Consider the following 23,835-nt stretch of genomic DNA (forward strand, 5'->3'; position numbering starts at 1 on the left):
TATAATGCATGTCAGTAAAAGAGATGTCAGAGAGTTTTGTGACTGTGACGCATATCCAAGCGGTCGCCTGAGTTACGCTGAACCAGTCCGAGCGGCTTGATGCGCTCAACGAACCACTTTTACTGGAACTCCGGGTTAATCTGGCGGAGTTGTCACACAGCCCCAAGGCTCAGTCGGTCAGGAAATTGTGTGCCGCAACCAGATCAGCCAATTCGCGCAAGGACTGGGCTACGGGTTTGCCAGACGTGTCGAGCGTCGCCTCGGCGCGTTCATAAAGCGCCTCTCGGCTGGTCAGCAGCCCCTTGAGTTGGGCCATCGCCTCGGGATTGCCCTGCATCGGCCGTTCATCGCCCTGCGCGCGGACCCGGTCCATATGTTCCTGCGGAGAGGCCTTGACCCAGATCGTATGGAACCGCGCGAGCAACCGGGCATAGGTCGAAGGCTCGGCCACGATGCCGCCGGCCACGGCCAGGATGACGCGATCATGCGTTGCGATGACCCTATCAAGCGCATCGCTTTCGAGCTTGCGATAGCCTTCCTGACCGTAAAGCGCCATGATCTCGGGTACGGGCATTCCTCCGGTCTCTTCAATCTCGCGGTTCAATTCAACGAAGGGCAGATCGAGCTCTGCACCCAGCATCCGACCGAGGGTCGATTTTCCAGCCCCACGCAGGCCTACCAGACAGAGCCTCTGGTCGCGTTGACCGGCATCATCCTCACGGGTTAAACTTCGGAGCACCGCTTCCCTTGTGGCCCGGTCGGCAGAGCGGAAGGCTTCGGCCACGCGCAGCACGTCAGAGTTCCATGGATCGTCCTCGCCAACGAACCATTCGATCCGGTGGTTCAGCGCCAGCGCCACGCGCTTAAGCAAACTGATGGAGATGTTGCCCTCGCCGCTTTCAAGCTGCGCGAGATACCGTGGCGATACACCCGACAATTCCGACAGAACCCGGCGCGGAATCCCCTTGCGTTCGCGCACGTGACGCACCCGCTCGCCGACCTGCCGCAACAGGCGCACCACCTCTTCCTCGGCCAGCGCCGTGCCGTCGACCTGCGTGGTGCGACCGCCGAAGGTGGTGATTTCCGTCATGAAAGCTCCGCAGGTGAAATATATTGCATACTCTACGTCACGTAGTGCGGCCTTATCAATGCGTCAATTCACGCGCGCAGTGCGTCCTCGATCACACGACGGACCTGTTCCGGTGGCGTGCGTTTGGTGAACTCACCCGCGACGATGAAGACGCAGACAAAGCGGCCCGACCAGCACAAGACACCATCCTGTTCGCCATCGACCCGGAATTCGACCGATGTTTCGCCGAGCCGCGAGGGCCAGACATGGCAGATCAACCGGTGTCGCGGGGTAACAGGCGCGCGAAAATCGAGCGACATGTGCACGAACGGCGTGCCATAGCCCTGGTCCACTTCCATCTGGAACCAGCCTTTCCCTTCGAAATGTTCCTCCCACCAGGCATTGATCGCATCAAGCGCGAACCATGGGATGCGTGCTGTGTAAGCGATACGCGCCGGGTCGCAATCGCCCCATGTCACGCGGATCTCATGTTGGAACACGCCCACGGGGCGGGCGAGCATATCAGTAGGTTTCAACGTGATATCGGCCTTCTTCGCGCAGTGCGTCGCGCAGATCGGGCCAGGATTGACCCATGTCGCCCGCGATCTGGGCGAAGGCGGCATCCACCCCCGCTTCCATTCCGCGCAACCCGCAGATGTAGATATAGGTATCCGGATCGTCCAACAGGGCCCGAACCTTTTCACGTTCGGCCAGAATCCGGTCCTGCACGTATTCTTTCTGCGTTGCCGGACTGCGGCTATAGACCAGGTGCTGATCCAGCAGATCGGCAGGCACTTTCTTGAGCGGACCGAAATAGGGCAGGCTTTCGGGAGTGCGCGCACCAAAGAACATGGTCATTCCCCCTGCCCTTCCCGTGCGCTGACGGCGCATGGTAAACGCACGCATGGGCGCGGACCCGGTACCTGTGCAGATCATCAGCAAATGCGCGGACGCATCACCCGGCATCAGGAACGTCGCTCCGAAAGGTCCGGTGACCTTGACCTCAGCCCCCGGCTCCAGATCGCACAGGTATGACGAGCAGACCCCCGCGGGATCACGCTTAACCGTCAGCGAAAGGTTGTTGAAATTCGGCCGCTCCCCGTCGCGCGGGCTGGAGACGGAATACAGCCGTGGCAAATGCGGATGACCCTTGTCGTCGAGGCCCGGCGCGATGATCCCAATGGATTGCCCTTCAAGCACGGGCATCGACTGGGCACCGAAATCGAGAATGATATGGCGCACGTCATGTTCGGGATCGTCCGTCAGACGGAAATTGCCGGTCACTTTTGCGGTGACGGGTCGGCCAAGCGTATGCAGGTTCACAGTTGGCTTGGCTGCTGTTGCAGGCGCACGCGCCTTGCCACCCGCGCCCTTGTGCGCCTCTGCCAAAAGGGCCACCATCGCATCGTCCAGGGCTTCAAGCCCGGTTTCCGCCTCGCTGCCACCGATGTCTTCCTGTGGCGGCATCTCGGTCCAGGAATACTGCTCCTCAAGGGTATAGGGCGTGGTCACGACACGCCATTCGTCGATGGAACCGGTGGGGCAGACGGGAATGCAATCCATGCAGAAATTGCAGACATCCGCATTCACCACGACGTTCATGTCGTCATGCTCGATCGCACCGATCGGACAGGTGTTTTCGCACGTGTAGCACCGGATGCAAATCTCGGGGTCGATCAAGTGCTGCTTGATCGGGGCGCTCATCGGGCGACCTCCCGGCACAGGATGGCGTCGGGAAGGGTCATCATTTCGATCAGCGCGCGACAGGGGCCGGCACAGTCCCTGCAGCCCATACAGCGCCTGTGCAACGTTCCGATCTCGTGCGTGATGTCTGATGTGCGTGGGGCGCGGCCCACAGCCTGGTCGATGTTCATGGCATGTCCTCTTGCTGGGGTGCCGGGGCGCAAGGCCCCGACCCGGTGTCGTTCCGGCCCTCGCCCCGTCAGGCCATGTGCAGTTTGACGTATTCGAAATCACCCGGCTTGTTGTCGATGCCCACCTTGGGTGGCGCGATCCAGCTGGCGTATTTGCCGGGCTCGTAGCACGGCTTCATGAGGGACTGGACGAAATCGCCATCCGCCTTGGACGGCAGCCAGTCCGTTACGCCCTTTTCCCATGCTTCCTCGGAGATCAGGTTGCCTGCAGGATCGGCCTTGATCGCAGAGAAGATGCCGATCTGGCGGTGGAACGCTTCGTCGGGCAACTTCAGCTCGAACTCGATCCCGGCCTTCTCGATGATCTTGTTCCAGCGGCCGACCCCGCCCGAGGCGTCACGGATGTAATCGTCACGCAAGCGCATATTGATGGCGGTCAGCGCTGGCACTTCTTCGGCCACGATCTGACCGTCCTTGACGGTACGCACCACATAACTGTCCGACGTCAGCCGATGGTCATCGGTCAGACGGCTTTCCATATAGCGTCCCTTGATGCCGGCATTGAAGGCATTGGCCGCATTGGTCGAAACTTCTTGCCCGAACAGGTCGAGCGAAAGCGAATAATGCAGGTTCAGCTTTTTCTGAATCGTGGGCAGATCGATCACCCCAAGATCACGGATCTTGTTGATGTCGTAGGGGTCGGAGATCCCGGCGTTTTTCATCGCAGTCACGGTGGCCTCGATCGTGCGGCCCACGCCGGTTTCACCGACGAACATGTGATGCGCCTCTTCGGTCAACATGAACCGGCAGGTGCGCGACAGCGGGTCAAAGCCCGACTGCGCGAGGCTTTCCAGCTGCATCTTGCCATCGCGGTCAGTGAAATAGGTAAACATGAAGAAAGACAGCCAATCAGGCGTCTCTTCGTTGAAGGCACCCAGCATCCGTGGCGCCTCGTCCGAACCCGACGACCGGCGCAGCAGGTCATCTGCCTCTTCACGACCATCTTTGCCGAAATACTTGAACAGCAAATAAACCATCGCCCAGAGGTGGCGGCCTTCCTCGACATTGACCTGAAAGAGGTTGCGCATGTCGTAAAGCGACGGCGCGGTTAGACCAAGGAAGCGCTGCTGTTCTACCGACCCCGGCTCGGTATCGCCCTGAATCACGATCAGGCGCTTGAGCATGTTGCGGTACTCGCCCGGCACATCGTGCCATACGTTTTCGCCTGCGTGCTCACCGCAGGGGATCTTGCGCTCCTCGACCTCTGGCGCGAGGAGCACACCCCAGCGGTATTCCGGCATGCGGACATAGTCGAACTTGGCCCAACCCTTCGGGTCCACGGAGACGGCGGTGCGCAGATAGACCATGGAATTCTGGAAATTCTGCGGGATCAGGTCATTCCACCAGTTGATGTAGCCCGGATGCCACCGTTCCAGCGCCTTGAGCACCTTCTTGTCGCCACTCAGGCCGACGTTGTTCGGGATCTGGGTATCATAGCTGACATTGATCAGATCTAGCATGTCTTTCCTCCCTAGGGATGATGGAGCTTTCGGCGAAAACTCTGGCGTTCGCGATTTTCCTTCGAAAAATCTTTGAGTTACACACGGTTCATGTCGAAATTTCCGCGAATTCCGGTGCCATAGCGCTGCAGGGCGCCATCCGCCCCGACCGCATTGGGGCGATTGAAGATCCAGTTTTGCCAAGCGGTCAGGCGACCGAAGATCCGGGTCTCCATTGTCTCGGGTCCCGCGAAGCGCAGGTTGGCTTCCATCCCCGTCATCGCATCGGGCGAGAAGCTGGCGCGTTCCTCAAGGAAAACACGCACCTCATCTTCCCAGTCAATATCGTCAAGGATCATGGTCACCAAACCCAACTCATCCGCCTCTTCGGCCTCAAGAGCGGCACCAAGCGACGATTGCAGCTTGTCCACATGTGACGGGTCGCCAAGAAAGCGAGTCTGCAGACGGGTCAGGTCATTGCCCATAGGCATCGGGCCAAAATTGCTTGCGTTCAGCGTGACTGTCGCCAGCGGACGATTGTCGCCCTCGAACTCGCCTTCCATCATGTAGCTGCGGTCGACGGAAAAAAGGATCTCGGCCAGAACACCTGCAAAGCACGATCCATGCTCGACCAAAGCCACCATTGAGCGCGACGTGACATCAATGCGCTTGAGAACACGTTTCCAGTATTTGAGCACCTCATTCGCCAGCCAGTGATCGGCATTGTCCAGAAGGAGCGCCTCGTGTGCGGTCACCTGCTCGGGATCGCCAACGGTCCGGAAGACCAGAAGGCCAACCTCCATCTCGTTAAGGCGCAAGTGCAGGATCGCATCGTCCAGTTCTCGTGCCACGCGCAGCATCCAGGACTGCGCCCCCTGCTCGGTGAACGCCGCCATGTCGGCAGGAGCGTCGCCATCGGGGCCGTGGATCGTGATGGACGCCGTGCGCCCTGCACGGTCCAGGGTGACTTCCACCGAAGAGTAGGTGACGGAACCATCTTCGCCGATGGTGCGCTGCAAAGGCGTCAGGGCGATGCCCCGATCGACATCCGGCTTGGACGACGCAGCAGCGAATTCGCGGGCGCGTTCGGCGACAATCTCGTCGAACCGTGCATTTGGCACGACCTCATCTACAAGATCCCAGTCCTTGGCGCGCCGCCCCTTGACCCCCTCCTCAACCGAGCAGAAGACATCGGCGCGGTCACGGCGCACCTTGCGCTTGTCGGTCACGCGAGTCAGTCCGCCTGTGCCCGGCAGAACCGCGAGCAACGGGACTTCGGGCAGCGACACGGCAGACGCGCCGTCATCGGTCAACATGATGTAATTGCACGCCAGCGCCAGCTCATAGCCGCCACCCGCGCAGGCGCCCTTGACCGCGCAGATGTATTTTTGGCCGCTGTCTTCTTCGGCGGCTTCATAGGTGTTGCGGGTCTCGTTGGTGAATTTACAAAAGTTGACTTTGTGGCTATGCGCGGCACCGCCCAGCATCCGGATATTTGCGCCCGCACAGAAGACCTTATCCTTGCCAGAGCGCATAACCACGACCTTCACCTCTGGATGCTCGAAACGCATGCGCTGGATGACATCGGAAAGCTCGATATCTACCCCCAGATCATAGGAGTTAAGCTTGAGTTGATACCCCTCGAACAGGCCCGCGTTTTCATCCACATCCATATAGAGATTGGCGACGGGTCCGTCATACTCCACCCGCCAGTGGCGGTACTGCGAAGGGTCGGTCTGGAAATCGATGGCCTTGGTCATGGCGCGTTCCTTTCGATCATGTTGGTGCATTATAATGCTATGTCTCATTGGGTAAAGTCTTTATCAGAACTTTTCTTGGATATTTTTATCATTATATTTTAGATATTTAGATCAATAATAAACGATCAATTTCCATTTATGCATTATATTGCATTATTCCGCAAGCCTTACGTTGCGCTCGATGCGTTCCCAATCCGCAGGTGCGAGGACCAGAACAGGATCGCCACCGCGCGCGCGCGCCTGCACGGACAGGGCACGCGCAATCTCAAGAAGCCTGAGAGCTGCACCCGACCGACCCATCCGCGCCTTCAACCCTGCATTTGCGAGCTGGATCGCAGCCTGAACCGACACCCGTTCGGCCCCATTCGGTGGGCAGGCCAGCCAAAGCGCCTCCAGCACTTCATGGGCTTCCCAGAAATACCCATCCCGCAGAAAAGCTTGACCTGCGGCCCACGCCATCGAAGCAGCGAGGCTGGGCAACGGATCGTTCACCCGGACATCCTTGAAGCGGTCGAACAAGTCTTCGGGATGACGCGCCGTCTGTCCCGGCACATAGGGATGTGGCGGGCGCCAGACCACCGGCTGAGTCATACGGGCACAGGCGCGTCCCAGGCGGCAAAAGCCAGGATCGTGGCGACCGGATCCACCACTTCAACCTCGCGCGTGTCCAGATTGAACAAAGGCGTTCCGGCGTCGGTCCCTGCACCCCGGTAGCTGCAGACATGGCTTTGCAACCTCACGCGACCTGAACCTCTGCGCGTTCGATCCTATCAAGCCGCGCACAGAAGTCTGCAACCTCGGCCAGCACCGCCTCGGGCTGGTCTTGATGCGGGGCGTGCCGACACTCTTCAAGGATCAGGGTCTCGACCGGCGAATAGATGCGGTCCTCGATCTCGGAAATTTGGGCCAGAGTGCCGTATTGATCCTGCCGCCCCTGGATCGCCAGAACCGGGATGCGCAGATAGTCGATCACCTCGCCGACATGCCAAGTCCGGAAATCCGGGTGAAGCCACGCGTCGTTCCAACCTCGGAATGCCACGTCCACATTGCTGTGATGACGCGCAAGACGGTCGCGCAGATCGCTTGTTTCATAGGCCTCGCGGGCGGCTGCAATCGCGGCGAGGCCCATCTCCTCGGTAAAGAAATGCGGCGCCATCAAAACAAGGCCGCGCACCCGGTGATCCACAACAGAACCCGCATGGATCGCGGCGATGGTCGCGCCGTCGGAATGGCCCATCAGGACACCGCGTTCAAACCCCATCGCATCAAGCACCTGCGGCAACACCTTAACGGCCTCTTGCGTCATGTAGTCCAACGGACGGGGCAGATCGCACGGGTCCGATGCGCCATAACCCGCGCGCGACCATGCAAACACCCCCATCCCGGTGGCTGCGGCCAGCCGCTCGGGAAAGTCGCGCCAAAGACCAAGCGAACCCAATCCTTCATGCAGAAGAACAAGTGTCGGGGCTTTTTCAGGCGCCGGTCCCCAGCTTGCCCATTCCAGCGATTTACCATCCGCCTCAAGACGCCCAGCGCCACTCGCCCATGCGATTGCCATCATGCCATCTCCCGTAGTTTGAAACGCTGAATTTTGCCCGTCGCCGTTTTCGGCAGGTCTGGCACGATCTCGACCCAACGCGGATACTTCCACGCGCCAATCCTGTCTTTCACAAACTCCTTGAGCCGGGCCTGTATGTCCTCGGATGAAGCGCCATCCTTCAACACCACATAGGCCATCGGTTTTTCGAGCCCTTCGGCATCGCGCCGCGCTACGACTGCGGCCTCGAGAACGGCATCATGGGCGACAAGGGCCTGTTCCACCTCGAAGGGGCTGACCCAGATTCCCGAGACCTTGAACAGGTCATCGGTGCGCCCGCAATAGACAAAGCGTCCCTCTTCGGTGATGGAATACTTGTCGCCGGTGCGCGTCCAGACACCCTCGAAGGTGGCACGACTTTTGGCGCGCTGGTTCCAGTAACCATCGGCGGCGGAAGCCCCACGCACCAGCAGCTCACCGACCTCGCCCGGTGCGATGTCATGGCCCGCCTCGTCAACGCAACGCAAGTCATACCCCGGCACCGCCATGCCCGACGTCCCGTAGACGACATCGTCGGGACGGTTGGACAGAAAGATGTGCAGCATCTCGGTAGAGCCGACCCCGTCAAGGATATCCACGCCCCAAAGACGTTTCCATTTCAGGCCCACCTCCTCGGGCAAAGCCTCTCCGGCCGAGATGCAGCAGCGCATGGCGGCGGGCGGCACGCCGTGGCGCTCCAGATGCGCGATGGTGGCGGCATAAAGCGTGGGCACCCCGCAATAGATCGTGGGCGCATGTTCGCGCAGGATATCGACCACAACTTCGGGCGTGGGACGACCCGCGTAAAGCAGTGTGGTGGCCCCCGCGGACATGGGAAACGTCATCGCATTGCCAAGCCCATAGGCAAAAAAGATCTTGGCCACCGAATACACGATATCGTCTTCGCGCATCTGCAGGACATGGGCACCATAGGTTTCCGCCGTAGCGCGCAACGCACCGTGAACGTGCCGCACGCCTTTGGGCTGACCGGTCGACCCTGAGGAATAGAGCCAGAAGGCGCACTCATCCGCCCCTGCCTGTACCGCCGCAACAGGGGTCGCACCTTCGGTGAATTCGGCCAGCGTCACGCATCCTTCGGGTGCGGCGCCCCCTTCGACAACGATATGGCGCAGATAGGGATTGCCCTGCGTTGCAGGAAGAACCACCGGCAAAAGCTCGGCCGAGACGAAAAGGCAGGCCGCCCGACTGTCACGCAGGATCGCGTCATAGACAGGTGTGGCCAGAAGCGTATTCAACGCGATGGGGACCACCCCTGATTTCAAGCCGCCCCAGAAAACCACCGGATAACTGACGCGGTCCAGCAGGATACAGGCCACCCGTTCCTCCCGCATGATCCCGGCACGGGCAAAGGCCCCGGCCATCCGATCTGTTTCTGCGGCCAATTGCCCATAGGTCAATTCCGCCGTGCCCTCGCCAACCTCGCGGAAAGCGGGCTTGGCATCGCGGCCTTCGGCAATGTGCCGGTCCACGAACCATAGGGCCGCGTTTTGGTTCTCCTCCATCCGTCTTCCTCCCTGCTTGCCGCGTGACACTGGCGCTGCGGCTGGCACCGCGACCTACCGGCCGGTGAACTCGATCGCCCCCTCGGGCAGAAGATACAGGATATGTGCATCGCCACCCTCGACCGTCGGATGGTGGTCCGAACCCGGACCATAGACATACCAGCCCTTCTCACGGCCGTCGAAACGCGGATCGCCTTCAAGCGGGAAAATCGCGCCGATCTCGCCGGTGGTATGGACGTGATGCGGGCCACGGACATCGCGCATGCGCACCACATCCACGCTGAACCGTCCGGCCTCGGCACCGGGTTTGATCGCGCGGCCATAGCGGATGCCGCCTGCCTCGCGCGCCATCAACCAACCCTCGGCCTCACCTTCCGCGCAGAGCGCCGCAAGTCGCTGGAAAGCCGGCGATCCCGGTGGAACGTTCGCGTTCAGCCGCACCTCCAACGCAGCATCCAGTGGGGCGTCACCCACGATCTGTACAATTTCGGCCACGGCCTTGGCGAATTCCTGTTGGGACATCAGTGCGCTCCCCCAGTTGCGACTCCCCTTGATGCTATATAGTGCAATTCATCACGCCTATCGCAAGTAATATTTACCAATATATGCATTTTAATGCACATCTCCAACCCGGATCAGCACAGCCATGGCGCTGTCTCCCGCCGCACAGCCCTGAAACAGCCCAATGCCCCCACCGCGCATCTCAAGCTCCTCGATCAATTCAATGATCCCGCGCAGCCCGGTTGGCCCCTGCGGATGACCCCAGATCAGCGACGAGCCGAAATTGTTCATCTGCCGCCAATCGATCCCGAAGGCCCGTGCAAAGGCGATGTCGTTGACCGCAAAAGGATTATGCGACTTGATCGCATCGACTTGTCCAATTTCCAGCCCTGCGCGTGCAAGTGCTGCGCGGGTTGCGGCAATCGGGGCCGCAGGCATGAAGCCCTTTTCCTCGCGCGATTGCGTCAGGGCCAGAACCTCGATTATAGGCCCTCCCGGCGCAATCTCGGCCGCAGCTGCGGCACTGGCGGCCAAGACCATGCCTGCCGCCCCATCGGCGGGATGGGTCTGGCCTGCAAAGGTGACCGTGCCGCCGGATCGCACCGGCACCAGCCGCGCGATCTTGTCCGGGTTCACGGGCTCAACGCCCGCATCCCCCTCAAGCACGGCGACCGTCTTGCGAAAACGCGCATCCGGCACCTCGAACTGCGCAGGCATGTAGCGTCGCTGAAAGGCACGATCCTCGGCCAGCGCCCGGTCATATTGCGCAGCACGGAAGAGGACGACCTCGTGCTGCTCGGCGGTCTCAATGCCCACCCGCGCGGCGACGTTCTCGGCGGTCTCGAGCATTGCGCCACCCGCCCAGGGATCGCGGCCAAAGCTGCCCAGAACCCAATCCTCGGCCCGGCCTGTGCCGCCGGTTGCACCGGGCGCGGGGTAATAGACATGCGCTCCGTTCGAGGTCCGATCTCCTGAGGCGACCAGCGCCAGACGTCCCTCACCGCGCGCGAATTCACCCGCGATATGGGCCAGAAGCCGCGGGCCGGTCGCACAAGCCTGATTGATTGTGGGACATGGCAGATGCCCCGCCCCGATCAGACCGGTGAACCATGGTCCGGCATAGAAGCATTCGGGCTGGATCACCGTCCAGCCATAGCACGCCGCGTCGAATTGCTCGGTCCCGATGCCCCGTTCTGCCAGTGCCGCGCGGGTGACGTGAGCAGCCAGTTCCACCGAATGCAGATGCGCCAGCGCACCTTGCCAGCGAGCGAAGGGCGTAGACCAATAGGCCCCATAGGGGATGAAAAGGCTCATGTCCGGATCACCTGCATGTTGCTCTCATCATAAAGCCGGTCCAGCAGGTCTGCCCGCCGGCTCAAAATCTTGCGAAAGTTGAGGTTGCCTTTGGCCGTGATCTCGCCCTCACCCATCGAAGGGGGTTCGGCCAGAACCAGAACGCGCGCGACGCGACTGGCCGAGCCCTGCTCGCCACGCTTGGCCAACCGCGCATGAAGGGCACCAGCCAGGGCTTCGGACCACAGCGTGCCGTCCGACTCTTCCGCCATCTCGCGCGCCTCGGGTGTCGGGAAGATCATCAGTCCGATCTCGGCCCGGTCAGCCCCGCAGACCACCACGTCAGACGCCAACCCGCCCAGAAGCGGCAGAAGTTCGAGCCGCAGGTTCGCAGCGCGCACCCAGGTTCCCGAGATCAGCTTGAAATCTTCGGACATACGCCCGTCAAAGACCAACCCCAGCTCTGGCCGGTCGGGATCGACGAATTTGACCGCGTCGCCCGAGATCAGGAAGCCTTCGTTGTCGAAGAGCTCGGCTGTCTTGGCCGGGTCCTCGAAATATCCCGGCGTGACATTCGGCCCGCGCACCCGCAGGTCATAACGCCCGTCGGCTTCCGGGATCAGCTTGATGTCGACCCCGGTCATCGGCACCCCGATGATGCCCGAACGCGTGGTCGGTTCATGCACGATCAGGCAGGCGGGCGCCGTTTCGGTCATCCCCCAGGATGACGTCATCAGCGGCACATCGCCCCGCACCTCGCGCGCCATTTCGGCCAAATCAGCCCAAACATCCTGCGGCAGGGACGCACCAGCATAGAAGATCATGTCGAGATCTTCGAAGTAACGCTGCCTGAGTCCGGCATCCGCCTTCAGCGCGTCGCGCACCATGGCAAAACCGAGCGGTACATTGAAGGCCATCGTCCCGGTTTGCAGGCGCAGGTTCTCGATCGTGCGCTCGACCAGCCCCTTCACGGGCTTGCCGTTGTCGATATAGAGACTGCCGCCATTGGCCAGCATCATGTTGAAATTGTGCGACCCACCGAAGACGTGGTTCCAAGGCAGCCAGTCCAGGATCACCGGCGGTCGGTCGCGCAGAAAGGTCAGCGCATCCGCGATCATCGTCTGGTTCGCGCACATCATGCCATGGGTGGTGATTACCCCTTTCGGATGCGCGGTGGAGCCCGAGGTCATCAGGTATTTCGCGACTGTATCCGGCCCGACCCCAGCGGCAGCCGCATCGACACCCGCGGGGTCATGCGCATGCAACAGCGACGCGAATTCGGTCATCCCCGGGTCAGGATTGGCCGATACGATCTTTTCCATCCCATCAAAGACATCCAACCCCAAAGCTGCGCCATAGCGCGCACCATCATCGGCAAAGACCACGCGCGGTCGTACCAGTCCCACACAGTGGCGCAGTTGCGCGTGGGCTGCGGGGATCAGGGCATATTGCTCGGCCAACGGCACCACGGGCACGCCGACGTAATGCGCCGCCAACATCAGCAACCCGTGATCGACCGAATTGCCAGAGATGATGACGATCGGGCTGTCGGGGCCCAGACCTCGTTCCAGCAGGGCTGCAGCGATGCTGCGGACAGCCTCGCGGGTTTGCGCGTAACTCAAGGCGCGCCAGCCCGGTCCGCTGCGTTCAGCAAGAAAGACTGTCTCGGCGCGCGCCTCGGCCCAACGGTCAAGCCAGGTTCCGACGGTGGAGTCCACCGGCCCCATCGGATGGCCCGACCGCAGGATCACCGCGCCGTCGTCCCGATCCTCACGCCGGACGCGATGCGGCAGGTAGCGTCTTTCCTGTGCAACCATCACTTCACCCCTCTTGCCTTGGCTTCCACCCGTTCCAATCCCCTGTCCATCGCCGCGCGCATCCCCTTGGGAATGCCCGCGAGCATCCGCATATCGTGGTCGACCACCGCGCAGGTCGCCCGCGCGGCCAGATCGCGACCAATGTCAGTCGGCTCAAGCACATGGGCGCGCAGGTCGGTCGGATCCCGATCACGCCGGATCAATCCCCGACCCTGCAATTCGTCCAGAAGCCCTACAAGGTGCGGGCCCTCGATGTTCAGAACCTCGGCCAGCCGCGCCTGTCGCAGCCCGGGACGGTCGACCACCATGGCCAGCACGGCAAAGGTCAATCGGCGCAGTTCGAACGGAGCCAGCGTTGCGTTGAGATCCCCTTGAACCACCGCAAAGGCCCGTCGCAGGCGGTAGCCCATGAACTGCCGAAGCACGGCATCCTCGGGCAAGGAGGATGGCTCGGTCATCTGGTTCATCGGCGCCCCCCTTTCTAGCCCGGCAGCAAGAACAGCGTAATCGCTGGAAATGCTACAAGGATCACGACCCGGATCAGGTCCGAGGCGACAAACCAGATCACCGCGCGATAGGTCTCGACGATCGACGTGGCTCGGTCCATCGCGTTGATGATGAACAGATTCATACCCACGGGCGGCGTGATCAGTCCGACCTCAACCACGATCAGCACCAGAATGCCGAACCAGATTGCTGTGTGTTCCGGGCTCAACCCGAAATCCAGCACCGTGATCACCGGAAAGAAAATCGGAACGGTCAGAAGGATCATCGACAGGCTGTCCATGAAACAGCCGAAGATCAGGTACAGCACGAGAATACCGGCCAGCACAGTGATCGGCGCAAACCCGGCCTCGAGCACGATCCTTGCAAGTTCCTGAGGCACTTGGGTCAGCGCGAGAAATCCGTTGAAAAAAGCGGCACCGAGCACGATGAAGAAGATCATCGCTGTCGAACGCGCCGTGGCGGTAAAGCTTTCCAGAAGGGTGGTCCGGGTCAGCCCGCCACTTGCCCATGCGATCAACCCGGTACCAAGCGCGCCGACCGCGGCCCCTTCGGTGGGTGTGAAAATACCACCATAGATGCCTCCCACCACCGTGACGAAGACCAGCAGCACCGGCCAGACATTGCCAAGGGCGCGGAATCTCTCGGCGTAGGGCATGCGCTCGCGCACACCCGCGGCACCCGGATGGATCCGGACATAAATTGCAATGGTGATCATGTAACCCATCGCTGCCAGAACCCCCGGCACGATGGCCGCAAGAAACAGCTTGGCGATGTTCTGCTCGGTCAGGATAGCATAGATCACCAACACAACAGAGGGCGGGATCAAGATCCCAAGCGTGCCGCCCGCCGCCAGCGTCGCCGAGGAAAAGCCGCCCTCATAGCCATAGCGCTTCATCTCTGGCAGAGCCACGCGCCCCATGGTGGCGGCGGTGGCGAGCGAAGATCCGCAGATCGAGCCGAACCCCGCGCAGGCCCCGACGGCGGCCATCGCAACGCCGCCCTTGCGGTGCCCAAGCCAGCTTTCAGCGGCGCGGAACAGGGCCTGACTCATGCCTCCCAGCATTGCGAAATAGCCCATCAGCAGGAACATCGGCACGATGGACAGCGAATAATTGGAAAAGGTCGTATAGCTTTCGGTCTTGAGCCGTGCGAGCGCCATGGACGGGTTGCCCATCACGATCCAGAGCCCGGCAAATCCGGTCACGAACATCGCAAGCCCGATCGGCACGCGCAGGAAAATCATCGTAAGAAGCGCAGGGAAAGACAAAAGCCCGATTTCGATATTGCTCAATGTCCTGCTCCCTCACCGGTCTCGATCAGCGCGCGCCCTGCGAGCATCTCGGCCAATCTGATGCCTGCCATGTAAACCCCGGCCGCAGCCGCAACACTGGCAGCGGCGAAACTTGCAGCGTAGGCCCACCAAATCGGGAATTGCAGGAGGAACGAGGTCTGGCCAGAGCGGATCCGCGCATCGAGGCCTCCCTTCAACTGCACCGCTATCACCACAAGAACGACAGCGAACAGCAATTCGATCAGCAGCGAGAGCACCCGCTGCCCCCGCGGTCCAATGCGGCTGGTGAAGATGTCGACCGAAGCATGTCCGGCCGTCACTTGACAGTACGGCAGGAACGCAAAGATGCAAAAGGCCATCCCCGCCTCAACCAGTTCGAAATCGCCCCGGATCGGGCCGACCCCGATGTCGAGAAGCCATTTGGTCAGCCCCGGGAACGCCGCCACAAGCGGGTCCCAATGCAAGATGGTGCTGGCGGTGCGGCCAAGGATCGACAGGCATGTGATCACGATCGCCGCCGACAAGATAATGCCGCCAAACATGGCAAGCAGACGTGCGACCGTTGTCACGGCACGGTGCAGGGAAGACATGGGCGACGCTCCGGTGAGAAGAAATTGGGTCGCGGCGGCAAAGCCGCGACCCGGTTCACGCGAGGGTGCATCAGTTGTTGGCGGTGTATTCCGCCATAAGCGCGCGCGCCTCGTCGATCAAAGCCTGACCGTCGATCCCCCGGCTTTCGAGGTCCGCCACCCAAGTCTCGTAGATCGGGCGAGCCAGTGCATCCCAATCAGCGGTATCGGTCACCGTGATGATGTTATTGCCGCGATCCACTGCAATCTGGCGCGCAGGACCATCGGCATCCGCCTGGGTGCCGCCCGCAAAGACCGAAAACTCCAAACCGGAATTGGCGTCGATCACCGCGCGCAGATCTTCGGGCAGGCTTTCGTAACGGTCCTTGTTCATCGCCATGATGAAGGCCAGGTTGTAAAGGGCCGGTCCTTCGAATTCGGTGTGGTTGCTCACCAATTCCGCCACACGCAGTGCGGTCGTCACCTCCCATGGGATGGTGGTACCGTCGATAACGCCCTTGGACAGCGCTTCTGAAACAGCCGGAACAGGCATTCCGATCGGCTCGGCGCCGACGCGGGTCAGGAGGTCATTGACCAGCCGCGAGCCACCGCGGATTTTCATGCCTTCGAGGTCTGCGGGCGTGGTCACGGGCCGGCTGGTGTGGAACAGGCCGGGGCCATGCACCCAGGTGCCGAGGACATGCACATCCTGAAAATCATTTGCGGCCATATGGGCCTCGTTAAGTTTCCAATAGGCGTAGGACGCTGCCCGCGCATCTTCCACGAAGAACGGCAGTTCGAACACTTCGGGACGCAGGAAGCGGCCCGGCGTATAGCCCGGAATGGTCCAGACAATATCGGCGATCCCGTCGGCGGCCTGATCGTAGAGCTCCGGCGGGGTGCCACCCAACGCCATCGCGGCATAACGTTCGACCTTGATCCGCCCACCCGAGTCGCGCTCGACGTTGTCCGCCCATACATCCAGCACAAGGCGCGGCACGTTGGCTTGCGCAGGCAAGAACTGGTGCAGCCGCAGCGTCACTTCCTGCGCCATGGCCGATGTCGCCATCAGCGCACTTGTCACCGTCAGCGCAGCAGCCCCGACAAAACCGAAAATCCTTCTCCGTGTCGTCATGATAACCCTCCCTTGATCATGAATTAATCGCATTATACTGCACTTTACGGCGCATCTCTTTCGGTAACTGCCGGTTTATGCACCACCACGCTTGCACATTTCGCATTATAATGCAGCTCCGCTCAAAGAAACAAAATCGGAAAATCGCTACATCATGTAACGATTTCACCTTTCCCGCACTGAAGTCAGGATTTGTCGATAGTCACTGAGAACTGATGGGGCGGATGCCGCTCCCCTTAGCGCGCAACGCGCCAAGGTGATGTGGGTCAAGTATCGACACCCGGTTCTTGCAAGATCGCTTTTGCGCAGGATTAGCGCATGATCGGATGCATTGCCGGAACCCCGTCTCCGATCTCTTGCCCCTAGTGGCGCTGCGCACCCTCACCAGCCAGCGCCCCCACTGGGACCATGGCGGCAGAGCTCCGGTCGTGGTCTGTTGTTGAGAAAAAGCGAAATAGAACCCGAACAGGCAAACGCCTAGATCACGCCAGCCACTTTCCGAACATCGGGGATCAGTTCACTCAGCAATAAGAACCTGGACACCGCGGGCTTCGAACTCTTTGGCATCCTGATCCGAGATCCCATCATCCGTGATGAAGGTCTGGACCAGATCAAGATCGCCGAGTCGCGTGAAGGACGAGCGATTGATCTTGGTGGAGTCAGCTACGAGGTAAACGTGCTGGGCGGCCTTGATCATGGCTTGTTTCAACTGCAGGTCGGCGAAAGACGGATAGGTCAAACCGGCATTGATATCTACGCCAGCGGTGGCGAGAAACAAACGGCTCGCCAAGATGTTCCGGAAATATTCAACCGACGTATCCCCCGTCAGCGACAAGGTCGGCGGCTTAAACTGCCCTCCAGGCATGTGTACTTCGAAGCCGGGCACCGAACCGAGTGTAATGGCGATATTCAGCGCATTCGTAATGACCGTTAGCCCCTGTCGTTCATGGAGCCGAGCCGCGACTTCGGTTGTTGTCGTCCCGGCATCAAGAATGATGGTTTCCCCGTCATTGACCAAAGACGCGGCTTTTGCACCAATTTTCGTTTTCCGGCCCATCTCCACCCGGTGATGCAGCGAAAGAGAGACAACTTCATCATGCATGGAAACCAGAAACGCGCCGCCATGTTCGCGTTTAATGCGGCCTGTTTGTTCAAGCCGTTCCAGGTCTGTCCGGATCGTCGCCTCAGTCACTTCGAATGCTGAGGCAAGATCGCGGACGCGCACCGAGCCTTCTTCTTCGATCCACGCCATAATGTTCTGGCGCCGGACCGACGATAACATACCAGGGGCGGCGCGCGAGTTGTCGGCGGGTGTAATCTTCACGTTGATTTCGACCATGTTTAGGTTTGGATCACCGTAGCTCCTGTCGACGACGGATACAACGCATCACCCCGCCTCTTGTGCGAGCGCGAGACGCGCACTGAGCTTGCGTTGCCATTGATCGACGACAACCGCCGCGATGATGACGAGTCCCTTAATGACCATCTGCCAGAACGACGAGACCCCCATCATGATCAATCCGTCGCTTAGGATGCCGATCACGAAGGCCCCGATGATGGTCCCCCAGATGCGGCCGCGGCCGCCGGCCATTGATGTGCCGCCAAGAACAGCGGCCGCGATGGCATTGAGTTCGAAGAACTCACCGGTCGCGGGGTGCGCGGCGCGAAGCTGTGACGCGATGATGATACCGACAATGGCCGCCATGAGGCCCGAAAACATGTAGACAAAGAGTTTGGTGCGATCGACGTTAATTCCCGAAAGCGCTGCGCCACGTTCGTTGCCTCCTGTGGCATAAATCGCCCGACCGAGCGGAGTGCGGCGCGAAATATAGATCGCCGCAATGGTCACCACGACGAGGCACCAAATCATGACGGGAACGCCGAGCAATGTTCCGGCACCAATTGCCGGGAAACTGGCCGACCCGTACTCCTCCACACCGTTGAGGTTCGGAAAAGTCCGGCCTTCCGACATGAGAAGTGCGGCACCACGTGCGACATAGAGGGTGCCGAGCGTGGCGATGAACGGCGCGACATGCAGCTTGGTAATGAGCATCCCGTTGACCCAGCCCACGAAAACGCCAACCGCGCAAGTGATCAGAACAATCTCGAATGTGTTGAACTGGATAGACCATCCAAGGCCAAGGTCGATGCCGTAGAGCACCAGGTATCCCGCCACCATTCCCGTCAACCCCACTACCGAGCCGACCGACAGATCGATCCCGCCGGTGATGATGACGAACGTCATTCCGATTGCGAGGAACGCATTGATCGCGACATGCTTCGAGATCAGGACCGCGTTATCCACCGTCAGAAAATTCGGTGCCATTATTGCGAAGAACACGAAAACGAGGATCAGCGCCACATATGTGCGCAGTTCAAGAAGTGTCAGAAGCCAATTCCGCTGGATTGGCAGTGAAACGGTCGCGGCGGCGGCATCGGTCATCCGACGGGTTCCTTTGTCTTTGATGGGTTCGCGGCAGTCACAATGGCGTCCGTATCCCGCCCGTGCGTAAACTCGCCCGTCACCCTCCCGTCGGCCATGACGATGATGCGGTCCGACAGGGCGAGAACCTCTTCGATATCAGACGAGACGAAGATGATAGCGAGGCCTTCAGCGGCAAGATGACGGATCATCCGGTAGATCTCGGCCTTCGCTCCGATGTCGATGCCACGTGATGGCTCGTCCATCAAAAGCACCTTCGGTTCGGTCATCAGGGCCTTGCCGATCACCACCTTCTGCTGATTGCCCCCAGAGAGGGACGAAACCGGATTTTCTGCCGAGGCCACCTTGATGGTCAGCCGATTGATGAAGTCGCGCGCCCGGGACGCCTCGCGGGCAGGCGAGAGGTCGATGCCGCGCGTCAGCTTTTTGAGCGACGACAGCGTCAGGTTCTCGCGAATAGCCATGATCTGAACCAGACCGTCGCGCTTGCGATCCTCCGGCACGATGGCGATACCGCGCGCAATGCGCTTGCCAACCGACAGCCCGTCGAGTGAGCGACCATCGACCGACACAGTACCGCCGCATCCGGGATGCTGGCCCATGACGCATTCAAGAAATTCAGTGCGGCCAGCGCCCATCAGGCCGTAGACCCCCAGAACCTCGCCCGCGCGGACGTTCATCGAGACATGATTGACCGCCCAGCCGCCCCCTTGCCGGGGCAGACAGACATCCACGGCCTCGAACATCACCTGACCGAATTCGTGGCTGACCTGGGACGAGAAATCCTTGGACTTGTCTCCAATCATGGCCCGCACGATCCAGGGGATATCGACGCCATCCATCGATCGGTTGCCGGTGATCTCGCCGTCTCTAAGCACGGTGATATAGTCGCCGACGCGGATGAGCTCTTCGAGCCGATGCGAAATATAAACGATCCCGACACCCTGTTTCTTCAGATCGTCGATGATGCGGAACAGCACCTCTACCTCTTGCGCCGAAAGCGCCGAGGTCGGTTCATCGAGAATGAGGATGTTGGTGTCCTGAGCCAGCGCTTTGGCGATCTCGACGACCTGCTGCTGGCCGATACGCAAATGCCCAAGCGTCGTGTCAGGCGAAATCGGCTGTTCAAGCCGCGCCATCAATGCGCGCGTGCGGGTTCTGATGGCATCCTGGTCGATGTCGATCCCTGCCCGCGTCGGCTCGCGCCCGATAAAGACGTTTTCCGCAACACTCATTTCGGGAAAAAGGTTCAACTCCTGAAAGACGATCCCAACGCCGGCCTTGACCGCGTCATCCTTGGATTTGAAGATCTTAGGCACGCCGTTCACGGTGATCTCGCCTCCGGTGAGTTCTTCGACGCCAGCGATAACCTTCATCAGTGTTGATTTGCCGGCTCCGTTCTCGCCGACAAGAACGTTGACGGCACCCATCCGGATATCGAAGTCGACACTCTTAAGAGCGCGCGTGCCGGGATACACCTTGACCGCGCCCCGAATGGACAGCCCCACTGGATGAAGGTCTGCCGCCGCAAGCGGGTTTGTGTCCACCACAGCGTTCATTCCGTGACGCCGACAGAAATTGGCGTCACGACCAATTGCTCGCCAGCAGATTTCAGGGGAACCACGCCGACAAAGGAAATCGTCTCGCCCACCAAAACATCCGGCACGACCAGCGTCGGCTTGATTTTATCGCTGATCGCACGGGCCAGCTTTGCATATTCGATCTGATCACGAAAATCGTCGAAGTTGTAGAATGGCGCCACGTCGCGCAGGGCCGTTCCGCGAAAAACCGGTCCAAGCTGCAGCCTAAGGTCGGCGGCCCCATCGCCATCCACATCGACTTCGGCTGTTCGTGCGCTGGACGTCAGGTTCGCCTCAACGACCCTGCCTGAATCGGCCACCGCGAAATTCCACGCAGCACCACGTCCAGCGCCCTGCGTTGCGTGCGCTGCGCCCGCCACGTCAAGGCCACGCCCAAGCTCGTCGCGCAACGCCGCCACGCTCAAAGCACGTGCCTCGATGAGAGGGAGGAGTTGCTCATCGAACGTCTCCTCAAGGCGGGCGGCGTTGCGTGCGTCATCCCCTTCCGGACCATCCGGGATCGCTGTTGTATCAGCCTCATCCTCGAAGACGATCTTGCAGCCGGTGAGTGCGACCAAACAGAAAAGAACAATCAGGAATCTGGTCATAGCCCCATTACCAAGACAGGCAATCGGCGCAGGAGGGACTGTCCCCGCCTGCGCCGGCTGCGTTTGGTCAGCTCAGCTGAAAATTATCAAGCTGCCCGGCATTCTCTTCCGTGATCAGAACGCAATCCATCAGTTGCTTTTCGTCCAGTCCGGTCGAGCCCGTTTCAAGATACTTGTGAGCCTGTTCGACGGCAATCTGGGCCTGCTCGTATGCGGGCTGGAGCACAGTCGCCTTGATACCGCCTCCAAGGATGGAGTCGCGGACATCGTTGGAGCCATCGAAACCCGCAACGATCACGTCGCCACGACCCGCCGCCTCGAGGGCGGCATAGGCACCCATGGCCATCGTGTCATTGCCGCAGATCACGCCCTTGATATCGGGGTTGGCCTGCAGCATCGACTCCATGACCGTGAACGCCTCGGTCTGGGACCAATTGGCGGTCTGCTGGGCAACCATCTTCATATCCGCAAACTGATCAATCACATCGTGATACCCTTGGCTGCGGATACCAGCGTTCGTGTCCGACTCCTTGCCAAGAAGTTCTGCATAAGGACCGCTCTCACCCATTTGGATGACGAATTCTTCCGCCCCCAGCTGCGCGCCCTGATAGTTGTTCGAAACAATCTGGCTGACGGCAACACCGGTCGCCGTGATTTCGCGGTCGATCAGGAACGATGGAATACCTGCGTCCTTCGCGCGCTGCACAGCCGCAACAGAGGCGTCCGCACCAGCGTTGTCGAGAATGATGGCAATGACACCTTGTGCGATGACCGTATCGAATTGCTCGGATTGCTTGTTCGGATCGTCGTCATGGACCAGAACTATGGTCTTGTAGCCAAGCTCCTCCGCTTTCGCCTGTGCGCCATCGGCTTCCGCTTTGAAGAAAGGGTTGTCGTGGCTTGGCGTGATGATTGCGATTGTGCCGCCGGCATGGCTGCCAGCGCGGAGCGGCAGGCTGAATGCCGCGAAGGCGGCGCCAGCTGCAGCGGTTGTCGTCAAGAATGTGCGACGCTTCATAGGCATCGGTGGTGTCCTCCCGTTCATTAACGCTCACTTGCGCGGCGTGCTTTCATCTCCAATCAAATTGGCTTCATTTGTCAATTATTATTTTTGTTTATTTTTGTTTAACGTCGACGTGCCGGCTTTCCGAAAGCGGCCAACATGCTGGCGCTGCAGGATTATTGACCCAAAAACAATCGCAAGACCAACAAAGACTGTATGATTAGATGGGGTCAGATGGATTACAGCTTGACCAAGCGCCAAATCAATGTGAAAGAAAACGAAACCAATCGATAATCAACGGAGAGAGGGAGGGATACGTGTCCAGGATCTTCGACCGGCCGGTGTCACTCGGTATCGTCATTGCGAGCCGCGCATTTTTCAGCCCTGCTCCCTGCGCCGATGCGCGCCGGGATATCCTAGCGCAATGCGACGCACTTGGAGTCACCGCAGTGACGCTTCCCTTTGATGCGACTGCGAACGGCGCTGTCCAATCCATCGAAGACGCACGGCTTTACGCCGAACACTTCCGAGCCAACAGAGACAGAATTGACGGACTCGTCATCAGCCTGCCGAACTTTGGCGACGAGATTGCCATCGCAGAGTTGATCAGTCGCGCAAACCTCAATGTGCCGATCCTCTTGCAGGCCTGTAACGACGAAATCGACCAGGTTGAAGTCCATTCACGCCGTGATGCGTTCTGCGGAAAAATATCGATTTCCAACAACTTCTGGCAGTACGGAATCGCTTTTTCCGAAACGTCCGAGCATTCGATTGATCTTGACTCGGCGGCGTTTCGTCGGGACCTCGACAAATTTGCCCGGACCTGCCGTACCGTCCGCGGCCTTCGTGGCGCTCGCATTGGCGCTATCGGTGCCCGCACGGGGCCGTTTCAGACCATGCGGTACTCCGAAAAGCTTCTGCAATCGTCCGGTATCACTGTGATCACCGTCGATCTTTCCGAGATGATGCAGGCCGCCGGTGCTATCGCCGACAACGCGCCCGAACTCACCGAAAAAATGGACCGGATACGTGCCTATGGCACAATCCCAGTCCATATCACCGAAAAACAGATCGCGACCCAGGCCAAGTGGACACTCGCCGTGAATTGATGGATCGCCGAGAACGAATGCGATGCGTCAGCCATCCAGTGCTGGAGATCGCTTCAGGACAATTTCGGATGTGCCACCTGTGTGACCATGTCGATGATGAGCGAGGAATTGATGCCATCGGCCTGCGAGGTCGATGTCATGGGAGCGCTCTCCATGTACGCCCTGACCCTCGCATCGGGCGCCCCCGCCGCAATCCTCGACTGGAACAACAACTACGGCCGTGACATCGATAAGTGCGTCTGCACCCATTGCGGAAACTTTCCGAAATCCTTCACCGGTGCGACGCCCGAAATCGGCGAACTCGATGTCCTTGGCGAAACCATTGGACGGTCGAAGTGCTTTGGCGCGGTCAAAGGCAAGGTAAAGGCCGGCGACATGACGTTCTTCCGGTTGTCATCGGATGATCGCGCGGGAACGCTGAAGAGCTATGTTGGCGAGGGCGCGTTTACGGACGATCCATTCGGAATGGACGGCGGGATAGCCGTGACCAAGGTTCGCGATCTGCGCCGACTGATGGCGTTTGTCACACAAAACGGCTTTGAACATCACGTCGCGATGGTCCGCGGGTCACACGCCGATGCTCTGAATGAAGCGGTCACCCGATATCTGCGTTGGCCGACCTATCATCATGGGGCCGAGATCGCCCCTCGCCCGACACTGCCACCTCTGCCTTGAGGG

The 23,835-nt window shown here is 60.1% G+C and carries 24 protein-coding genes; 2 read left to right on the forward strand and 22 right to left on the reverse strand.

Features of this window, described 5'->3' with window-relative positions:
• Positions 1-169 precede the first annotated feature (169 nt).
• From ACMVPR_RS08950 to ACMVPR_RS09055, 22 genes are all read right to left on the reverse strand, one after another.
• Positions 170-1,090: a helix-turn-helix transcriptional regulator gene (locus ACMVPR_RS08950; RefSeq protein ID WP_416882568.1), complete on the reverse strand. Its 921-nt coding sequence runs from the start codon at positions 1,088-1,090 to the stop codon at positions 170-172.
• A 68-nt stretch (positions 1,091-1,158) separates the two neighbouring features.
• Positions 1,159-1,590: an acyl-CoA thioesterase gene (locus ACMVPR_RS08955; protein WP_300584861.1), complete on the reverse strand. Its 432-nt coding sequence runs from the start codon at positions 1,588-1,590 to the stop codon at positions 1,159-1,161.
• A gap of 1 nt (position 1,591) precedes the next feature.
• Positions 1,592-2,773 carry a benzoyl-CoA 2,3-epoxidase subunit BoxA gene (gene boxA, locus ACMVPR_RS08960; RefSeq protein WP_416882569.1) on the reverse strand — a complete coding sequence of 394 codons (1,182 nt, stop codon included), beginning with the start codon at positions 2,771-2,773 and terminating at the stop codon, positions 1,592-1,594.
• Complete coding sequence (locus tag ACMVPR_RS08965) at positions 2,770-2,943, reverse strand: hypothetical protein (RefSeq protein WP_416882570.1); 174 nt, start codon at positions 2,941-2,943, stop codon at positions 2,770-2,772. Before ACMVPR_RS08965 ends, boxA begins: the two co-directional genes overlap by 4 nt.
• A gap of 68 nt (positions 2,944-3,011) precedes the next feature.
• A complete protein-coding gene (gene boxB, locus ACMVPR_RS08970; protein ID WP_416882571.1) occupies positions 3,012-4,463 on the reverse strand; it encodes a benzoyl-CoA 2,3-epoxidase subunit BoxB in 1,452 nt (483 codons plus the stop codon).
• Positions 4,464-4,540: 77 nt separating this feature from the next.
• Positions 4,541-6,202, reverse strand: coding sequence for a 2,3-epoxybenzoyl-CoA dihydrolase (gene boxC, locus ACMVPR_RS08975; protein WP_416882572.1), 1,662 nt, complete (start codon positions 6,200-6,202; stop codon positions 4,541-4,543).
• A 153-nt stretch (positions 6,203-6,355) separates the two neighbouring features.
• Complete coding sequence (locus ACMVPR_RS08980; RefSeq protein ID WP_416882573.1) at positions 6,356-6,793, reverse strand: DUF309 domain-containing protein; 438 nt, start codon at positions 6,791-6,793, stop codon at positions 6,356-6,358.
• Positions 6,790-6,942 carry a hypothetical protein gene (locus ACMVPR_RS08985; RefSeq protein ID WP_416882574.1) on the reverse strand — a complete coding sequence of 51 codons (153 nt, stop codon included), beginning with the start codon at positions 6,940-6,942 and terminating at the stop codon, positions 6,790-6,792. Before ACMVPR_RS08985 ends, ACMVPR_RS08980 begins: the two co-directional genes overlap by 4 nt.
• Positions 6,939-7,763, reverse strand: a complete 825-nt coding sequence (locus ACMVPR_RS08990; protein ID WP_416882575.1) for an alpha/beta fold hydrolase — start codon at positions 7,761-7,763, stop codon at positions 6,939-6,941. The genes ACMVPR_RS08985 and ACMVPR_RS08990 overlap by 4 nt, the downstream gene beginning before the upstream one ends.
• The gene (locus ACMVPR_RS08995) at positions 7,760-9,301 is read right to left on the reverse strand and encodes a benzoate-CoA ligase family protein (RefSeq protein ID WP_416882576.1); all 1,542 of its coding nucleotides are present in this window, start codon (positions 9,299-9,301) and stop codon (positions 7,760-7,762) included. The genes ACMVPR_RS08990 and ACMVPR_RS08995 overlap by 4 nt, the downstream gene beginning before the upstream one ends.
• 54 nt (positions 9,302-9,355) lie before the next feature.
• Positions 9,356-9,823 (reverse strand): DUF4863 family protein, encoded by a 468-nt coding sequence (locus tag ACMVPR_RS09000; protein WP_416882577.1) that lies wholly within the window; start codon positions 9,821-9,823, stop codon positions 9,356-9,358.
• Between the two features lie 90 nt (positions 9,824-9,913).
• On the reverse strand, positions 9,914-11,116 hold the full coding sequence (locus ACMVPR_RS09005; RefSeq protein WP_416882578.1) for a thiolase family protein: 1,203 nt from the start codon (positions 11,114-11,116) through the stop codon (positions 9,914-9,916).
• Complete coding sequence (locus ACMVPR_RS09010) at positions 11,113-12,912, reverse strand: feruloyl-CoA synthase (RefSeq protein ID WP_416884642.1); 1,800 nt, start codon at positions 12,910-12,912, stop codon at positions 11,113-11,115. The genes ACMVPR_RS09005 and ACMVPR_RS09010 overlap by 4 nt, the downstream gene beginning before the upstream one ends.
• The gene (locus ACMVPR_RS09015) at positions 12,912-13,379 is read right to left on the reverse strand and encodes a MarR family winged helix-turn-helix transcriptional regulator (protein ID WP_416882579.1); all 468 of its coding nucleotides are present in this window, start codon (positions 13,377-13,379) and stop codon (positions 12,912-12,914) included. The genes ACMVPR_RS09010 and ACMVPR_RS09015 overlap by 1 nt, the downstream gene beginning before the upstream one ends.
• A gap of 14 nt (positions 13,380-13,393) precedes the next feature.
• Positions 13,394-14,710 (reverse strand): TRAP transporter large permease, encoded by a 1,317-nt coding sequence (locus ACMVPR_RS09020; protein ID WP_416882580.1) that lies wholly within the window; start codon positions 14,708-14,710, stop codon positions 13,394-13,396.
• Positions 14,707-15,300, reverse strand: coding sequence for a TRAP transporter small permease (locus ACMVPR_RS09025; protein WP_416882581.1), 594 nt, complete (start codon positions 15,298-15,300; stop codon positions 14,707-14,709). The genes ACMVPR_RS09020 and ACMVPR_RS09025 overlap by 4 nt, the downstream gene beginning before the upstream one ends.
• A 70-nt stretch (positions 15,301-15,370) precedes the next feature.
• Positions 15,371-16,414, reverse strand: coding sequence for a TRAP transporter substrate-binding protein (locus ACMVPR_RS09030; RefSeq protein WP_416882582.1), 1,044 nt, complete (start codon positions 16,412-16,414; stop codon positions 15,371-15,373).
• A 517-nt stretch (positions 16,415-16,931) separates the two neighbouring features.
• Positions 16,932-17,753, reverse strand: coding sequence for a DeoR/GlpR family DNA-binding transcription regulator (locus tag ACMVPR_RS09035; protein WP_416882583.1), 822 nt, complete (start codon positions 17,751-17,753; stop codon positions 16,932-16,934).
• A 48-nt stretch (positions 17,754-17,801) separates the two neighbouring features.
• Complete coding sequence (locus ACMVPR_RS09040) at positions 17,802-18,857, reverse strand: ABC transporter permease (protein WP_416882584.1); 1,056 nt, start codon at positions 18,855-18,857, stop codon at positions 17,802-17,804.
• Positions 18,854-20,416: a sugar ABC transporter ATP-binding protein gene (locus ACMVPR_RS09045; RefSeq protein ID WP_416882585.1), complete on the reverse strand. Its 1,563-nt coding sequence runs from the start codon at positions 20,414-20,416 to the stop codon at positions 18,854-18,856. The genes ACMVPR_RS09040 and ACMVPR_RS09045 overlap by 4 nt, the downstream gene beginning before the upstream one ends.
• On the reverse strand, positions 20,413-21,045 hold the full coding sequence (locus ACMVPR_RS09050; RefSeq protein WP_416882586.1) for a DUF2291 family protein: 633 nt from the start codon (positions 21,043-21,045) through the stop codon (positions 20,413-20,415). Before ACMVPR_RS09050 ends, ACMVPR_RS09045 begins: the two co-directional genes overlap by 4 nt.
• A gap of 67 nt (positions 21,046-21,112) precedes the next feature.
• Entirely contained in the window at positions 21,113-22,069 is a 957-nt protein-coding gene (locus ACMVPR_RS09055; protein WP_416882587.1) for a D-ribose ABC transporter substrate-binding protein, read from the reverse strand.
• Positions 22,070-22,272: 203 nt separating this feature from the next.
• Here ACMVPR_RS09055 and ACMVPR_RS09060 point away from each other — a divergent pair, with 203 nt between their 5' ends.
• Both ACMVPR_RS09060 and ACMVPR_RS09065 read left to right on the forward strand, forming a co-directional pair.
• Positions 22,273-23,157, forward strand: coding sequence for a hypothetical protein (locus ACMVPR_RS09060; RefSeq protein ID WP_416882588.1), 885 nt, complete (start codon positions 22,273-22,275; stop codon positions 23,155-23,157).
• Between the two features lie 153 nt (positions 23,158-23,310).
• Positions 23,311-23,832, forward strand: coding sequence for a hypothetical protein (locus ACMVPR_RS09065; RefSeq protein WP_416882589.1), 522 nt, complete (start codon positions 23,311-23,313; stop codon positions 23,830-23,832).
• The last annotated feature ends 3 nt before the right edge of the window (positions 23,833-23,835 follow it).

The sequence above is a fragment of the Marivita sp. genome, assembly GCF_048006345.1.
In the GTDB taxonomy this organism is placed as follows: domain Bacteria; phylum Pseudomonadota; class Alphaproteobacteria; order Rhodobacterales; family Rhodobacteraceae; genus Marivita.

What these genes read in the sequence shown, in the direction of transcription:
- ACMVPR_RS09030 (WP_416882582.1), bottom strand. Translation starts at nt 16,414, where the DNA reads ATGACGACACGGAGAAGGATTTTCGGTTTTGTCGGGGCTGCTGCGCTG.
- ACMVPR_RS09025 (WP_416882581.1), bottom strand. Translation starts at nt 15,300, where the DNA reads ATGTCTTCCCTGCACCGTGCCGTGACAACGGTCGCACGTCTGCTTGCC.
- boxB (WP_416882571.1), bottom strand. Translation starts at nt 4,463, where the DNA reads ATGCTAGATCTGATCAATGTCAGCTATGATACCCAGATCCCGAACAAC.
- ACMVPR_RS09000 (WP_416882577.1), bottom strand. Translation starts at nt 9,823, where the DNA reads ATGTCCCAACAGGAATTCGCCAAGGCCGTGGCCGAAATTGTACAGATC.
- ACMVPR_RS09040 (WP_416882584.1), bottom strand. Translation starts at nt 18,857, where the DNA reads ATGACCGATGCCGCCGCCGCGACCGTTTCACTGCCAATCCAGCGGAAT.
- ACMVPR_RS09010 (WP_416884642.1), bottom strand. Translation starts at nt 12,912, where the DNA reads ATGGTTGCACAGGAAAGACGCTACCTGCCGCATCGCGTCCGGCGTGAG.
- ACMVPR_RS09055 (WP_416882587.1), bottom strand. Translation starts at nt 22,069, where the DNA reads ATGCCTATGAAGCGTCGCACATTCTTGACGACAACCGCTGCAGCTGGC.
- ACMVPR_RS09050 (WP_416882586.1), bottom strand. Translation starts at nt 21,045, where the DNA reads ATGACCAGATTCCTGATTGTTCTTTTCTGTTTGGTCGCACTCACCGGC.
- ACMVPR_RS08995 (WP_416882576.1), bottom strand. Translation starts at nt 9,301, where the DNA reads ATGGAGGAGAACCAAAACGCGGCCCTATGGTTCGTGGACCGGCACATT.
- ACMVPR_RS08990 (WP_416882575.1), bottom strand. Translation starts at nt 7,763, where the DNA reads ATGATGGCAATCGCATGGGCGAGTGGCGCTGGGCGTCTTGAGGCGGAT.
- ACMVPR_RS08980 (WP_416882573.1), bottom strand. Translation starts at nt 6,793, where the DNA reads ATGACTCAGCCGGTGGTCTGGCGCCCGCCACATCCCTATGTGCCGGGA.
- ACMVPR_RS09035 (WP_416882583.1), bottom strand. Translation starts at nt 17,753, where the DNA reads ATGGTCGAAATCAACGTGAAGATTACACCCGCCGACAACTCGCGCGCC.
- boxC (WP_416882572.1), bottom strand. Translation starts at nt 6,202, where the DNA reads ATGACCAAGGCCATCGATTTCCAGACCGACCCTTCGCAGTACCGCCAC.
- ACMVPR_RS08955 (WP_300584861.1), bottom strand. Translation starts at nt 1,590, where the DNA reads ATGCTCGCCCGCCCCGTGGGCGTGTTCCAACATGAGATCCGCGTGACA.
- ACMVPR_RS08950 (WP_416882568.1), bottom strand. Translation starts at nt 1,090, where the DNA reads ATGACGGAAATCACCACCTTCGGCGGTCGCACCACGCAGGTCGACGGC.
- ACMVPR_RS09015 (WP_416882579.1), bottom strand. Translation starts at nt 13,379, where the DNA reads ATGAACCAGATGACCGAGCCATCCTCCTTGCCCGAGGATGCCGTGCTT.
- ACMVPR_RS09065 (WP_416882589.1), top strand. Translation starts at nt 23,311, where the DNA reads ATGTACGCCCTGACCCTCGCATCGGGCGCCCCCGCCGCAATCCTCGAC.
- ACMVPR_RS09045 (WP_416882585.1), bottom strand. Translation starts at nt 20,416, where the DNA reads ATGAACGCTGTGGTGGACACAAACCCGCTTGCGGCGGCAGACCTTCAT.
- ACMVPR_RS09060 (WP_416882588.1), top strand. Translation starts at nt 22,273, where the DNA reads ATGGGGTCAGATGGATTACAGCTTGACCAAGCGCCAAATCAATGTGAA.
- ACMVPR_RS09005 (WP_416882578.1), bottom strand. Translation starts at nt 11,116, where the DNA reads ATGAGCCTTTTCATCCCCTATGGGGCCTATTGGTCTACGCCCTTCGCT.
- ACMVPR_RS08965 (WP_416882570.1), bottom strand. Translation starts at nt 2,943, where the DNA reads ATGAACATCGACCAGGCTGTGGGCCGCGCCCCACGCACATCAGACATC.
- boxA (WP_416882569.1), bottom strand. Translation starts at nt 2,773, where the DNA reads ATGAGCGCCCCGATCAAGCAGCACTTGATCGACCCCGAGATTTGCATC.